This is a genomic window from Haloarchaeobius pelagicus, assembly GCF_051207375.1.
GTDB lineage: Archaea > Halobacteriota > Halobacteria > Halobacteriales > Natrialbaceae > Haloarchaeobius.
This window is the reverse complement of record NZ_JBPJZD010000004.1, coordinates 140,576-154,528: the sequence shown is the minus strand read 5'-3', so window position 1 is coordinate 154,528 and position 13,953 is coordinate 140,576. Positions and strand designations below refer to the sequence as shown.

Genomic DNA, 13,953 nt, shown 5'->3' with positions numbered 1-13,953 from the left:
TCTGGCTACGACTTGCGTGTCCCGGTACTGTGGCACGGGACATTCGATACTCATCGTCGACAACCATAAAGCTACCTCTCAGTGCAGTGTTGACCCCCAACCGATTTATACTGCGATAATGCACCACACGAGTATGTCATCCGTGACGTCTACGAGTGACGACGACGACGCATCGACCGGTCTGGGCGGCGATGCTCGCCGTCTGGGGCGACGCGCTCGTCATCTTCGGCCTGCTCGGCTACGCCTTCATCTGGTGGAAGCGACAGTAGACCGACTGCTTCTCCGACCGAGTCCGTGGGGCTGCATCCTTCGACCGAGTACCCTCAGGGCCGCGTGAGCTGTGAGACGTTGTTCTCGCCGGGCTCGCGGGTGAGCGACAGTCCGTCGAACTTGCGGATGGTGAACTCGCCGAGGACGTTCACCGCACAGCCATGTTCGAGGTGCCCGCCGACGGTCCGCTCGCCGTTGAACGCGGTCACGTGCAGGTGGGGTTCGCCGTCGGCAATCGCCCCGCCGACGTTCGTCACCTCCCAGGAGCCGTCGAGTTCGAGCGTGACGTTCCGGTCGGCCTGGTTCTCGGGCAGGTCGGTCCGGTTCACGTAGTGGATGTTGAGGTTGCTGAAGGTGCCGATGCCGGAGACGACAGCGCCCGTGTCGACCTCGTGCTCTGCACACGCCTGTTCGATTGATTCCAGTGCCAGGTCGCCGCGGTCGAGACGGACGACGACGTGTCCGTCCTCGGATTCGAACGTTTCCATGACTCGTTCGTCACTGCACCGGCGGGCGGAATAAAGCTTGACCCCCTGTACCGTTGTGTCGCTGCTGACCCGCCATCGCCTGCTGACTCACGGTCACCGTCTCTCCCGCACCACGAACACCGCACAGGTCGGCTTCCCGATGGCCGTCTCGTCGGCCGTCGGGGAGAGTCCACCGGCGTCTGCGTCGATGGCGAACGGGACGACCCGATGGCTGTCCCGGTTCTCCGCGAGCAACCAGCGCCCGGTCGGGTCCACCGCGAAGTCCCGTGGTTTCTGGCCGCGAGTAGATTCGTGGCCGACGAGCGCGAGCCCGTCGTCGGCGACGGCGAACGTCGCGATGCTGTCGTGGCCCCGGATGGAGACGAAGACCCAGCGGCCGGTCGGATGGACGTGCACGTCGGCGGGCGGGTTCTCCGCAGCACTGCGCCCCACAGGTAGCACCGATACCGTCTCCGAGATGGTGAGTCCGCCGCTTCGACGGTCGACCGACAGCCGGGTCAGCGTCGAGTTCAGCTCGTTGACGAGGAAGGCCTCGTCGCCCCCGGGCCCGAATTCGAGATGGCGCGGTCCCGAACCAGCCGGTAATTCGACGTCCAGGTCAGGTGCGGGCACGAGCCGTCCCGCCTCGGCGTCGATTCGGTACGCCACGACCCTGTCTAGCCCGAGGTCCGGCACGTACACGAACCGGTTCCGTGGCCCGGGGACGATGGCGTGCGGATGCGGCTCTGGCTGTGGGTTCCTTCCCGCGTCGAGTCGCCCGTGGTCGACCACGTCGCTCGGCGGGCCGAGGTACCCCTCCTCGTCGACGGGCAGCATCGCGACGGTGCCAGCGTCGTAGTTCGCCGCGAAGACGAACTGTCCGCTCGCGTCGGCGCTGACGTAGCAGGGGCCGGGTCCCGCGCTCGACTGCCGAGAGAGCGGCGTGAGCGTCCCGTCACTTCGGTCGAGTTCTAGCGAAACGACCTCCCCAGTATCGTTGCGGTCCACCACGAAGAGGTGGTCGCCGTCGGGATGAACCGCGAGGTACATCGGACGCGTCATCGGCAGCGACGACAGGGGAGCCAACGTGCCGCGGGCGTGGTCGAACTCGTAGCTGTACACTCCCGCGTCGCTGTCGCCGCCTGTCGAGCAGACGAACACGAGCGAGGATTTGGCCTGTCCGGACTGTCCGGGCTTGTCAGCCGCTTTGGCGTGCTCCCGCACCATCACGAGCTCACCCGGAGCGCGACTCTGCAGGTCTCGATGTCGGTTGTCCCCATCGTGCTAGCCGGTTCGCCCGAGACGGTGTTAATTCTATGGACACTTGCACGTCCCACTCGTGCGGGAGTTCGTCCGACGCCTGCTGTGCCTGCATACAGTGGCCCCGCGAACACCATCTTCGATATCGCCATCGTGGAGTAGACGGTCTGGGAGAACAGGTCGCGCCCGAAGTTGTCGGTGTCGAGCGGGTACTGCCAGTTCTGGAACAGTTGTACGAGCGCCGGCGATCGTTCTCATACCGGAACACGCTGAGACCCCCGAGTGGGGTTCGTTCTCCCGTGCCGGCCATCGAGAGCGGTGAACCAGTCTCGATAGGCCCACCGGAACGCATTTGATAGCAACACACAAACCCGTTGCACGAGGATTCGATGACTCACGATAGACGAACGTTTCTGAAAGCTGGAATCGTAGGTCTGGGCACCGCTTGCGCCGGTTGTACCGGCGGCAATAGTGATACCGAGACGACGACCGGGGAGCCGACGACCACCGGGAAGTCGACCACGGAGGAGTCGACCACCGAACCGACGAGCTCGGTCCCGGACGAACCACCTCGAAGCGCCTCCCAATTCGACCCGAGCGACGGGTTCGCGGAGATGGCACCGTGGCTCGACGACGACACGCCCGTCTTCAGGGTGACGGAACCGACGCCGAGATCGTTCCTCAAAGCACTCGCCGGCGACCCGGGTCCGCGCGTCGTCGTCTTCGAAACGAGTGGAACCATCGACCTCGAGGGAATGTGGATCTCGATCCAGAACCCGAAGGTGTGGATCGCCGGCCAGACGGCGCCCTCACCAGGCATCACGTTTGTCAGGGGCCGGTTCACCATCGATACCGACGACGTCATCGTCCAGCACATCCGGGTCCGACCGGGTGACGAAGGCGCGAACGGCAGTGCCGATTCGATGGATAGCATCCAGACGCGGGACGGGAGTCGGAACAACATCGTCGATCACTGTTCGGCGTCGTGGTCGACCGACGAGGTGCTCTCGGTCGGCTACGACACGATCAATACGACGGTGTCGAACTGCCTGATCGCCGAACCGCTGGAGGACTCGCTCCATCCGAAGGGCCCGCACGGATACAGTTCGCTGATCGGCAACAACGCCGAGAACGTCACCATGGCCGGGAACGTCTACGCGCACACGACCGACAGGAACCCGCGCCTCAAGGAGGGGACTCGAAGCGTCCAGGCGAACAACGTCATCCACTACTACGAGGACGGTTGCTGGCTCGACCCGAACACGCAAGCGAGCATCGAGGGGAACCACTATCGACTCCCCCAGTCCGGAGAGGCGAATATCTTCGGGGACGGCGAGGCGTACATCGAAGACAACCTGAACGAGGGCGACGTCCCAATGGTCGAGTCAGGGGTTTCGAGACTCGACGAACGCCCGTTGTGGCCAGAGAACCTGGAAACGCTCCCATCCGAGGAGACGTTCGACCACAACATGGCGAACGTCGGCGCTCGCCCGGCGGACAGGACGGAACACGACGAGCGCATCCTTGGATTGATCCAGAACGGCGTGGGCCACGTCATCGATAGTCAGGAAGAAGTCGGCGGGTATCCCGAACTCGCGGAGAACACGCACGAACTGGACGTCCCCGACTCGAATCTCAGAGCGTGGCTCCGACAGAAAGCCCTCGAAGTCGAACAGTGACGACTGGTCGATTCGCAGGAGGCTGTTCGGACTCTGGGTTGTAACAGCGCGAACGATGCTGAATCGTCGGCGTCCCGAGCTGGGGTCGTCGACGAACGGCGACAGAGTGCCGGTTTCGCTACTGGCGCTTCAGCCAGACGATGCTATACGTGAGGAGGCCGACGACGAGCATCGCACTCCCCCAGATGGAGAAGATCGCTGCCCAGAGTCCCCAGAGATCGAAGAGTCCCGTCCCGGCCTCGGTGGCGGGCGACATACCGAAGGCGAAGTTGATAACGAACGCGAAGACGAGGAGGCCGGCACCGAACGCCGAGACCTTCAAACTGACCGACGTCCTGTACTGTTCCATAATCCGGCTACCGATTTCGCTGTCACCGGCGAAATCGACCGAATTGGACGAGGATGGCATTGTCAAAGATGTAATCAACTCCAGTATTTATTCTTTTGGGTGTCCGTGGGCCCGACCCGGCGACTGAGTCAGACGGTCGGCGTCGCCCGGACCCACCTCCGCTGACCACGACCCGGGACGCCGACGCAACGTTTATTCGTTCCCTCCGTGAGGCCTTAGCTGATGGAAGACGCTACTACTGCGCAGTTCGATGTCCAAGAGTACGGTGCGGTGGGTGATGGTTCGACGAGGGATACCGACGCGATTCAGGCGGCACTCGACGACTGCCGAGACTCGGGCGGCACGGTCCTCGTGCCACCAGGGACGTACCTCACAGCTCCGCTGGTCGTCGGCGACGACACGACACTGCACCTCCAGGCTGGTGCCACGCTTCAGTTCGTCGGCGACTTCTCGGCGTTCCCGACGGTCCAGAGCCGATGGGAGGGCTGGGACCAGTACGGATTCCATCCGTGTCTCTGGATCAAAGACGCCGCGAACGTCGCGATTACCGGCCGTGGGGTCATCGACGGCGGGGGCGAGTACTGGTGGAACTTCTACGAGAAACCCGACGAGGAGATTCCAGATGACCTCCTCGACCGGCTCGCGGAGTTCGACGAACGGAACGACAAATCCGACGATGTCAGCAGCTTCACGCTCCGCCCACCGCTCTTCCAGATCTACGAGAGTTCGAACGTCACCGTCTCCGGGGTCACGCTGCAGAACTCGCCGTTCTGGAACACGCACGTCGTCTACTCGAAAGACGTCACGATCCACGACGCTCGGATCCAGAACCCGGCGGAAGCACCGAACGGGGACGGGATCGACATCGATTCGTCGGAATCGATCCGACTCAGCGATACGTACATCAACGCCGGCGACGACGCGATCTGTCTCAAGTCCGGGAAGAACGAGGAGGGTCGAGAACGGGCCAGACCGGCCTCGCAGATCACGGTGACGAACTGTACGGTCGAGGCCGGCCACGGCGGCATCGTGATCGGCAGTGAGATGTCCGGTGACGTTCGCGACGTGACGGTCTCGAACTGCACGTTCACGAACACCGATCGCGGCATCCGTATCAAGACCCAGCGGGGACGTGGCGGCGTCGTCGAGGACCTCCGATTCGACACGATCGTCATGCGGAACGTCGCTTGTCCGTTCGTCGTCAACGGCTACTACTTCATGGACATCGACAGCGACCCCGCGGACGTGGACTCGACGACCCCGATGATTCGACGGGTTCACTTCTCGAACATCACGGCCCGTAACGTCGAGAGTGCCGGGTTCCTCGCGGGCCTCCCGGAGCAGTACTTCGAGACGATCACCTTCTCGAACGTGGACATCGACGCCACGAGATCGCTCTCGGCGACCGACCTCAGCCCCGCGATGGCCGAGGAGTACGACCAGCAACACGGGCTGTTCTGCAAGTCCGTCGACGACGTCCGGTTCGACGACGTGACGATCCGGACGGCCGCGAGCCCGGCGATGCAGTTCGAAGAGACCGGCGCAATCGATATCGATGGTCTCCACGTCGAGGACGCCCCGTCGCCCGTCGTCTCCGCATCGGACGTCGAACGGTTGCGAATCCGGGGGTGTGATGCCCCGGACGAGGGGACGTTCCTCCGTGCGAGCGGTGACAAGTCGGCGTCGATATCACTCACCGGGAATTACGGCGACCTCTCCGCCGCCACGGAGACGGACCCCGACGGACCGTCGATCGAAACTCGATAGTAAGCCATCCGACGGTCTCGGAATCCAGCGTTCAACTGGATAGTTCCGACCGCCAGTGATTTACAGCCTCCCGGTCAACGAGTCGCTATGGAACCGACACGCGTAGATGTCATCGTGTACGTGTACACGCTCGGCACAGTGCTGACGGGCGGACTACTCGTGAAGCAACTGGGGATCCAGGCAAACCCGCTCCTGGTCGGCGTGAGCCTCCTCGCAGCGGTGGCCTGGACGGTCTACTTCCGCGTCGCGATGTTCCCACGCCTCGAAGACGAACTCACCGAAGACGAGACGGAGACCGACGCGCAGGCCTGACCGCCAGGAATCTGGGTTCTCTTCGAGCAACCCGGTTCGGGTAGTCAGAGGTGGCGTACGACGACTCCCTCGAATCTCTTCTCGGTCACCACGTCGGCTTACTACCCGACGTTGTCGGCGACGAGAACAGTCCCCGATCCGTTACCAGTCCCTCTCACCCGCAGAAGACACCCCCAACTCGCGCGTTATCGTTCGAACGCGGTGAGACCCGGGTACAGGTCGAACACGTCGACGGGTTCGTCGCGGCGACCAGACTTGTAGGTTGCCAATGTCACTACGAGCCCCCAGAGGGCGTCTCGAGCCGTCGACGGCGGGGTGTCGCCGTTCTGAACCGTCTCGACGAACGCGTCGGCCTTGCCCTGGCTACCCCCGCGGTACGGATCGTGTTCCGTCCCGTCGTTGTCGATCGTGTAGCCGTGGCGTTCGTTCCACTCCCGACCATCGATGTACAGTGCGCCGTCGTCGTCCCACAGGTGAACGTGCTCGCGGGCCCGGGTCGCTAGCCCGGTGTCGGTGATGGTCGCGATCGTGCCGTTCTCGAACTCGATCCGGAAGGACGACTCCTTGTCCAGGATCTCCGCGTCGTCGTGGAAGGACACGTGGGCGTCGACGTTGATCGGCGTGAGACCGGTCATCCAGAGGATGGCTTCGATGACGTGGATCCCGACGTTGATGAGGTGACCACCACCGCTGAGGTCCGGATTCATCCGCCAATCGTCCATCTCATCGAAGTAGTCACGCCAGTCGTGAGTCAGTTCGCCGGTGATGAATGTCGGTTCCGCGTCGCCCTGCCGCCACCGCTGATGGCCCTCGATGAAGGAGGGATTCAGGTGGCGCTGGAAGCCCAGCATGACGACGTTGTCCGACTGCTCGGCGCGTTCGGTGAGGTCCATCGCGTCCTCGACGTCCGTCGCGATCGGTTTCTCCAGTAGCACGTTGAGATCTCGATCCAGCGCCGCCATCGCTTGCTCGTAGTGGAGGCCGTTGGGCGTGGCGATCACGACCGCGTCCAGGTCGGCCTCGTCGAGCATCGCCTCGTAGCGCTCGAACTGACCGTCCTCCGGGACCTCGAAGACCTCCGCGGCAGACTCGACGTTCCCGGGATCGATGTCGGTGACGGCGACGATCGACGCATCCCGATTCACTCGAAGCTCCTCGCCTAATCGCATCCCGACGCTCCCGAGGCCCGCGATTCCAATCGCGAGACGCGAGCCGGGTACTGTGCCGGCGTTCATACCGTGTTCTTACAGAGATTAGGTGGATAAGTGTTGCGTTAGCTGGCATCACGCGGGGACCGATTCGCGTAGTCGTTTCTCGCAGTTGTCTCGACCGAGACGAAATGTGCGCGCGAATCATCAGCTGGGATAGATTTATCCGTTCGTTCCCCGACCATCTGGTAGATGGAAGAGAGCGACCAGCAATGTCGTGATTCTGCCGCGCATCGACTGTCCAGACGCAAGGTGCTTGCCGCGACGGGCGTGGGGGCACTCACCGGGCTGGCCGGCTGTAACAGTGGTGACGCCGAGCGCACCGCGTCAGATACCGACGCCCAGTCTTCGGCGTCGACGGCAACTGAACCCCAGACGTCCACGGCTGAACCGACCGAGACGAAGAGCGTCGGGGAGAAGCTCGAGGAATACGGCTGTCCGAAACTCGACCGAGACCCCGACATCGTCGTCGCCAAGGACGGCAGTGGTGACTACGAAACCGTCCAGGCGGCGATCGATGCGCTGCCCGCCGATGATTTCGACGAAAACCAGGTGTACATCAAGGAAGGCGTCTACGAGGAGAAACTGGCGCTGGGCGGGAAACTCGACGTCACGCTCCTGGGTGCCGGCCCCGAGAAGACGATCCTCACGTACGACGACCACGCGGACAAGACGAATTCGCTCGGCAATCCGATCGGGACGTCCGGGTCTGCCAGTTTCGTCATCAACGGTTACGACATCACACTCAAGGACCTCACCGTCCGGAACGATGCGGAGCCCGTCGCACAGGCCGTCGCCGCTCGCGTCGACGCGAGCCGTGCCTTCTTCGTGAACTGTCGATTCGTTGGCAATCAGGACACGCTGTATACGCGCAACGAGAATACGAATCAGTACTACAAGGACTGTTACATCGAGGGCGACGTCGACTTCATCTTCGGTGCTGCGACGGCGTACTTCGATGGCTGCGAGATCTTCTGTAAAGGCAGTAGCGGGTACGCCACCGCCTCGTCCACAGAGGAGGGCGAGGAGTACGGCTACGTCTTCAACGACTGCACCATCACGGGGGACGCACCGGACGATTCCTTCTACCTCGGTCGTCCATGGAAACGATTCGCGCAGACGGTGTTTCTCAACACGGAGATGGGCGACCACATACGCCCGGAAGGCTATCATCCGTGGCCCGAACCCGACCATCCCGACAAGACGAAGACGGCGTACTACGCCGAATACAACAACTCGGGACCGGGGTATACGCCCGACGAGCGCGTCGAGTGGAGTCACACCCTGAGCGAATCGGACGCGGAACCGTACCTGTCACCGAAAACCGTCCTCGACGGATGGGACCCGACAGCGTGTCTGTGAACGCCACGACCAGAAACACACGTGAATACATTGCACATTCGAGATGATATCCGATGACTGACGACGACGAGCACTGTTCCGAATCGAGAGCGAACCGGACGTCCCGCCGTCGCCTCCTGGCGCTCGCCGGGACTGGATTGACCGGCGGGATCGCCGGCTGTACCGGGAACGGTGGCGACAGTACGTCGTCACCGGGAACGCAGACAGCGACACCGACCCCGAGTGACGCCCGAGCTGAAACACGGACTCCCACTTCGACCGAGGCCGAGACCGAGACCGAGAGCTTCCAGGAGAACCTCGACGACGTCGGCTGTCCAACCCTGGAGAAGGACCCGGATATCGTCGTCGCGAAAGACGGGAGTGGTGACTTCGAGACGGTCGAGGCGGCCATCGATGCGATTCCGAAAAACGAGCCGAGTGGAACGCAAGTGTACATCACGGAAGGCGTCTACGAGGAGAAACTCGAGATTCCGGTCAAGGCGATGGACGTGACGTTCCTGGGTGACGGTCCCGAGAAGACCATCCTGACCTACGACGACCACGCGAACAAGAAAGACGAGAACGGACAGCCCCTCGGGACGTTCGCGACCGGGACGCTCACGATCTGGGGATGGGACTTCACGGCGAAAGATCTCACCATCAGGAACGACGCCGAGCCGCTCGGCCAGGCGATCGCCGCGCAGGCAGAAGGTGAACGTGCGATGTTCCTGAACTGCCGAATCACGAGTTTCCAGGACACGCTCTACAACGGTGGTTCCCAGTACCTCGAAGACTGTTACATCGAGGGTGACGTCGACTTCATCTTCGGCCCCGGCCAGGGGTACTACGAGAACTGCCAGATCCACTGTGTCGACGACAGCGGGTACGTCACTGCAGCTTCGACGGGCCAGACCAAGGATTACGGACTCGTCTTCAACAACTGTACGATCACCGGCGACGCCCCAGACGATTCCTTTTATCTCGGTCGCCCGTGGGGGAAGTACGCCAGGACGGTCCTTCTCAACACCGAACTGGGCGATCACATCAAGCCGGTCGGGTGGGCCCGGTGGTCCGAACCGGACGCGCCCGACAAGCGAAAGACGGCCTTCTACGCCGAGTACAATGGCTCGGGGCCGGGGTATACGCCCGACGAGCGCGCGTCGTGGGCCCACCAGTTGTCCGCCAGCGAAGCCGAGCCCTACACCGATCCGGCGACGATCTTCGGGAACTGGGACCCCACACAGTGCCTCTGACCCGGCGCGATCGGCTGCACTTCACGCTCGGATCGACAGCGGTCGACAATTTCGGTCCGTCTCGGGGCGTCAATCGCGGACGGGCACGACGAGACGAGTTGGCCCGCGAGTTCGGGCATCCGTGGGATGTGACCGTCCGAATCCAGCGCCACCGAAACTGACGTCCCGCCAGCGACCAGCGACGGTCCTGTGAACGACAGACGAATTCGCGTCGTGTCCGAACTGACGGTGTTCTCATCGAGATAGTTACCATAACGTCTAAATATTCGAGCTTGGTTTGTTAGAGCATCTCATTCATGAGACGAAACAGGCGCTCGTTCTTGGCATCCGTCGGTATGGCTGGCGTAAGCACGTTCGTCGCCGGGTGTAACTCCAATAGCGGACAAACTGACGGATCCGAGACGACGGACACCGACACTGCAACGACGACAGGAGAACCGACCACCACGTCGACGACGACCGAGACGGAGCCCGTCGTCACGCCACCGGACGAACCACCGCGGAGCGCGTCACAGATCGACCCGAACGACGGGTTCGCAGAGATGGCCCCGTGGGTCGACGGCGAGGACGTGGAGATTCGCCGGGTCACCGAATCGGATCTGAATCTCCCAGACTTCACCCGTAAGGTCATCGGGACGAAACCACGGGTCGTCGTCTTCGAGACCAGTGGAACGGTCGATCTCGGGGGTCGGGCGTTCACGATCGGGAACGACAACCTCTGGATCGCGGGGCAGACGGCCCCATCGCCGGGTATCACGCTCACCCACGGCACGCTAAAGATCGAGGCCAACAACTGCGTGATTCAGCACATCCGGGTCCGCCCGGGAGACGGTGCTGACGCGACGCCGGGGTCGACCGACGCCATCTTCATTCAGGACGGCTTCGAGAACAACGTCGTCGATCACTGTTCGGCTTCCTGGTCGATGGACGAAGCCCTCTCAGTCGGCTTCCAGACGAACAATAACACGGTCACCAACTGCCTGGTCGCCGAACCGCTCGACGACTCGCTCCATCCGAAAGGCCCGCACGGGTACAACTCACTGATCGGCGACAACTCGAAGAACGTCACGCTCGCCGGGAACGTCTGGGCGAACTCGACCGATCGGAATCCACGGCTCAAGGAAGGGAACGAGAGCGTCGTCGCAAACAACTTCATCCACCACTACTACGACGGGTGCGTCATGGGTGACCCCGACGGACAACCGATCACCAGCGCCAGTGTTGTCGGCAACGTCTATCAACAACCACAGACGGGTCTGCCAGCTATCCGGGCGTTCGGCGACAACCCCGCCGAAGTCTATCTCGAAGACAATATCGTCAAAGGTGGCGTCTCGACGGCAGGGGGTGCGCTCAAGAAACTCGATGAACGGCCGTTGTGGCCGGATGATCTGACGGCGATGGACGCCGCTGACGTCCCATCGCACAACCTCGCGAATGCTGGGGCTCGACCGGCCGACCGGAGCGAGCACGACGTACGCATCGTCAATATGATCAAAAACGGGGAGGGCCACGTCATCGACAGTCAAGAAGAAGTCGGCGGGTATCCCGAGCTCGAACGGAACACTCGCCCACTGACCGTTCCCGATTCGAACCTGAGAGCCTGGCTTCGACAGCACGCCCTCGAAGTCGAACAGTAATCGGCGCACTCGATCGACGTCTTTCAGCTGTATTCTCGTCTGAACCCGGAGGGTCCGCTCGAAACAATCGGCGCCGTCGCCTGATTGAAGGATTCAATCCTGTTGATCGGCGACGACAAACCCAATCAGAAGAGCCGCATCACGACGGTCGCACCGTCGCTTGAAAGTGGACCGAGGTCGTTAGTCCTGGAGGAACGCTTCCGGCAGATCGCCGTCTTCGCCGAGCGGTTCGCTGTCCCAGTAGTCGTGATCGTCGTCGGCCCGGAAGCACGAGACCTCGTGGCCTGGTGCCTCGGATCCCGCGTAGGAATCGGGGTGCTCGTTCTTGCAGACCTCTCGTGCAGCGGGACAGCGCGTGTGGAACGGGCAGCCGCTGGGGGGATTCTCCGGGTCGGGAATGTCGATACTCCGGAGGGGGGTATCCCCTTCAATCTCGGCTTCGTTGCCCCGGAGCTTCGGCGTCGCCCACCGCAGCGCCTTCGTGTAGGGATGCTGTGGGTTGTGGACGAGCTGTTCGGGTGGGCCGACTTCGACGAGTTTCCCGAGATAGAGGATCCCGATGCGACCCCCCGTCTTCTCGGTGATGTACCGAGCGTTCGCCATGTCGTGTGAGACGTAGAAGTACGAGGTGTCGAACTCCTCCTGGAGCCGGATCATCAGGTCCATCATCTCGACGCGCAGTGAGACGTCGAGTGCGCTGACCGGCTCGTCGGCCAGGATCAGCTCCGGGTTCATCAGCATGGCCCGGATGATCGCCATCCGCTGTTGCTCGCCGCCGGAGAGCTGGTGCGGATACCGATCGATGTACGACTCGGGCGGGGTCATCCCGCAGTGCTCGATCAGGCCGAGTATCCGCGCCCGGCGGTCGTGGCCGTCCATGTCAGGCTGCCAGCGCTTGAGCGGATCCTCGAGCAGCGTCGAGACCCGCCGATGTGGATTGAGAGCGCTCCCGGGATCCTGGTGGATGATCTGGAGCGACTTTCTGATCTCTCCCCATTTCACGCCGTCCTCCGAGCCCGAGTCGCGGACCTGCCAGATATCCACGGGCCCGCCGGACTCCGAATCACCGTAGTACTCGATTGAGCCACCGGTCGGTCGCTGCAAGCCGATGGCCGCCTTCCCGAGCGTGGTCTTTCCACACCCGCTCTCACCGAGCATCACCGTGACGTCCCGCTCGTGGATATCGAGGGAGACGCCATCGACAGCCTTGATCGTCGACGGCGAGGAGAACAACTGGAAGCCGCTTTCTTCCTTCTCGAAGTGTACCTCGACGTCGTCGAGCTCGACGATCGGGTCGTCGCCGTCCTGCCACGTGCGACGGTCGGTCGAGATGCCGGACTCCGCAAAGGACTCCATCGAGGACGTCTCTTCGCTCATCGGAATCTCCTCGTCGACCGCCTCCCAGTGGTGACACTTCGCGGCGTGCTCGGGGCCTGCCTGGTAGGGGCCAGGATCGACCTCACGACACTCCTCGTCGGCCATCGGACAGCGGGGGTTGAACGCACAGCCGTCCGGCACGTTCAACGGATCGGGCATATCCCCCTCGATCGGACGCATCTCCTCGACTGGCGAGTCGATGTCGGGGGTAGCTTTGAGCAGCATCCGCGTGTACGGATGAATCGACCCTGACAGCACATCTTCGACGGGTCCGATCTCGACGAGATCGAAGGCGTACATGACGGCGACCCGATCGACGAGCTCCGCGATGAGTGGCAAGTCGTGCGTGATGAGCGCGATCGTCAGATCGTACTTGTCCTTCAGGTCGTTGATGAGCGAGATGATCGACCGCTGCATCAGCAGGTCGAGTGCTGCGGTCGGTTCGTCCATGATCAGCACGTCCGGATCGAGGACCATGCTGAGTGCGATCAGCGCACGCTGGGACATCCCGCCGCTCAGCTCGTGCGGGTACGAGTCCAGTACTCGCTCTGGATCTAAGTAGAGATCTGAGAGGAGTTCCTTGGCGTATTCGATCCCGTCGGAGACGTTGTAATCGTGAGCGTCGAGGGTCTCGACGAAGTGCCGACGGATCGTCAGCGTCGGGTTGAAAGAACTCATCGCCCCCTGGAACACCATCGAGACCGTGTCCCAGCGGAACTCCTTGAGTTCCGAGTCCGACATCTCGAGCACTTCGACCGGATCACCCGATTGCGGATTGTAGGTGACATCCCCGCCCAGATAGCCGGGGTCTTCGATTGCGTCCATCATCGACGAAGCGAGCATCGATTTGCCGCTGCCGCTTTCGCCGACGATGCCGAGGATCTCGTTGCGTCGGAGATCGAGATTCGCACGATCCACGACACGGGACTCGCCGCTATCCATATCGAAGGTCACGGTGATGTCCCGTAGCTGCATGATCGCGTCGGTACTACCGGTTTCGTCGACGAACGCGTTTTGTTGTGTCGTAGTCATT

The 13,953-nt window shown here is 62.5% G+C and carries 11 protein-coding genes; 6 read left to right on the top strand and 5 right to left on the bottom strand.

Translation table 11 applies throughout. The features are described 5' to 3' along the window. Positions 1 to 323: 323 nt before the first annotated feature. Positions 324 to 758, bottom strand: a complete 435-nt coding sequence (locus ACSC1S_RS21520) for a PPC domain-containing DNA-binding protein (RefSeq protein WP_435366115.1) — start codon at positions 756 to 758, stop codon at positions 324 to 326. A gap of 93 nt (positions 759 to 851) precedes the next feature. Beyond that, complete coding sequence (locus tag ACSC1S_RS21515; RefSeq protein WP_435366114.1) at positions 852 to 1,964, bottom strand: lactonase family protein; 1,113 nt, start codon at positions 1,962 to 1,964, stop codon at positions 852 to 854. 422 nt (positions 1,965 to 2,386) lie between these two features. On the opposite strand from ACSC1S_RS21515, the gene ACSC1S_RS21510 reads away from it, so the two are divergent. Beyond that, positions 2,387 to 3,676, top strand: coding sequence for a pectate lyase family protein (locus ACSC1S_RS21510; RefSeq protein ID WP_435366113.1), 1,290 nt, complete (start codon positions 2,387 to 2,389; stop codon positions 3,674 to 3,676). A 118-nt stretch (positions 3,677 to 3,794) separates the two neighbouring features. Here ACSC1S_RS21510 and ACSC1S_RS21505 read toward each other — a convergent pair whose 3' ends face one another. Beyond that, on the bottom strand, positions 3,795 to 4,025 hold the full coding sequence (locus tag ACSC1S_RS21505; RefSeq protein ID WP_435366112.1) for a hypothetical protein: 231 nt from the start codon (positions 4,023 to 4,025) through the stop codon (positions 3,795 to 3,797). Between the two features lie 222 nt (positions 4,026 to 4,247). Here ACSC1S_RS21505 and ACSC1S_RS21500 point away from each other — a divergent pair, with 222 nt between their 5' ends. Both ACSC1S_RS21500 and ACSC1S_RS21495 read left to right on the top strand, forming a co-directional pair. Further along, positions 4,248 to 5,792 (top strand): glycoside hydrolase family 28 protein, encoded by a 1,545-nt coding sequence (locus ACSC1S_RS21500; protein WP_435366111.1) that lies wholly within the window; start codon positions 4,248 to 4,250, stop codon positions 5,790 to 5,792. Positions 5,793 to 5,879: 87 nt separating this feature from the next. Further along, positions 5,880 to 6,104: a DUF8074 family membrane protein gene (locus ACSC1S_RS21495; RefSeq protein ID WP_435321016.1), complete on the top strand. Its 225-nt coding sequence runs from the start codon at positions 5,880 to 5,882 to the stop codon at positions 6,102 to 6,104. 185 nt (positions 6,105 to 6,289) lie between these two features. On the opposite strand, the gene ACSC1S_RS21490 is transcribed toward ACSC1S_RS21495, so the two are convergent. Beyond that, a complete protein-coding gene (locus ACSC1S_RS21490; RefSeq protein ID WP_435366110.1) occupies positions 6,290 to 7,339 on the bottom strand; it encodes a Gfo/Idh/MocA family protein in 1,050 nt (349 codons plus the stop codon). Positions 7,340 to 7,504: 165 nt separating this feature from the next. Here ACSC1S_RS21490 and ACSC1S_RS21485 point away from each other — a divergent pair, with 165 nt between their 5' ends. The 3 genes from ACSC1S_RS21485 (at position 7,505) to ACSC1S_RS21475 (ending at position 11,543) form a co-directional block, all read left to right on the top strand. Next, the gene (locus ACSC1S_RS21485; protein WP_435366109.1) at positions 7,505 to 8,674 is read left to right on the top strand and encodes a pectinesterase family protein; all 1,170 of its coding nucleotides are present in this window, start codon (positions 7,505 to 7,507) and stop codon (positions 8,672 to 8,674) included. A gap of 53 nt (positions 8,675 to 8,727) precedes the next feature. Beyond that, the gene (locus tag ACSC1S_RS21480; protein WP_435366108.1) at positions 8,728 to 9,906 is read left to right on the top strand and encodes a pectinesterase family protein; all 1,179 of its coding nucleotides are present in this window, start codon (positions 8,728 to 8,730) and stop codon (positions 9,904 to 9,906) included. Positions 9,907 to 10,241: 335 nt separating this feature from the next. Continuing rightward, positions 10,242 to 11,543, top strand: coding sequence for a hypothetical protein (locus tag ACSC1S_RS21475; protein ID WP_435366107.1), 1,302 nt, complete (start codon positions 10,242 to 10,244; stop codon positions 11,541 to 11,543). A 180-nt stretch (positions 11,544 to 11,723) separates the two neighbouring features. Here the strand turns inward: ACSC1S_RS21475 and ACSC1S_RS21470 are convergent, their stop codons facing one another. Beyond that, positions 11,724 to 13,952, bottom strand: a complete 2,229-nt coding sequence (locus ACSC1S_RS21470) for an ABC transporter ATP-binding protein (protein ID WP_435366106.1) — start codon at positions 13,950 to 13,952, stop codon at positions 11,724 to 11,726. Between the last annotated feature and the right edge of the window lies 1 nt (position 13,953).

Coding starts and splice junctions, on each gene's coding strand:
- ACSC1S_RS21520 (WP_435366115.1), bottom strand. CDS start 758: ATGGAAACGTTCGAATCCGAGGACGGACACGTCGTCGTCCGTCTCGAC.
- ACSC1S_RS21515 (WP_435366114.1), bottom strand. CDS start 1,964: ATGGTGCGGGAGCACGCCAAAGCGGCTGACAAGCCCGGACAGTCCGGA.
- ACSC1S_RS21510 (WP_435366113.1), top strand. CDS start 2,387: ATGACTCACGATAGACGAACGTTTCTGAAAGCTGGAATCGTAGGTCTG.
- ACSC1S_RS21505 (WP_435366112.1), bottom strand. CDS start 4,025: ATGGAACAGTACAGGACGTCGGTCAGTTTGAAGGTCTCGGCGTTCGGT.
- ACSC1S_RS21500 (WP_435366111.1), top strand. CDS start 4,248: ATGGAAGACGCTACTACTGCGCAGTTCGATGTCCAAGAGTACGGTGCG.
- ACSC1S_RS21495 (WP_435321016.1), top strand. CDS start 5,880: ATGGAACCGACACGCGTAGATGTCATCGTGTACGTGTACACGCTCGGC.
- ACSC1S_RS21490 (WP_435366110.1), bottom strand. CDS start 7,339: ATGAACGCCGGCACAGTACCCGGCTCGCGTCTCGCGATTGGAATCGCG.
- ACSC1S_RS21485 (WP_435366109.1), top strand. CDS start 7,505: ATGGAAGAGAGCGACCAGCAATGTCGTGATTCTGCCGCGCATCGACTG.
- ACSC1S_RS21480 (WP_435366108.1), top strand. CDS start 8,728: ATGACTGACGACGACGAGCACTGTTCCGAATCGAGAGCGAACCGGACG.
- ACSC1S_RS21475 (WP_435366107.1), top strand. CDS start 10,242: ATGGCTGGCGTAAGCACGTTCGTCGCCGGGTGTAACTCCAATAGCGGA.
- ACSC1S_RS21470 (WP_435366106.1), bottom strand. CDS start 13,952: ATGACTACGACACAACAAAACGCGTTCGTCGACGAAACCGGTAGTACC.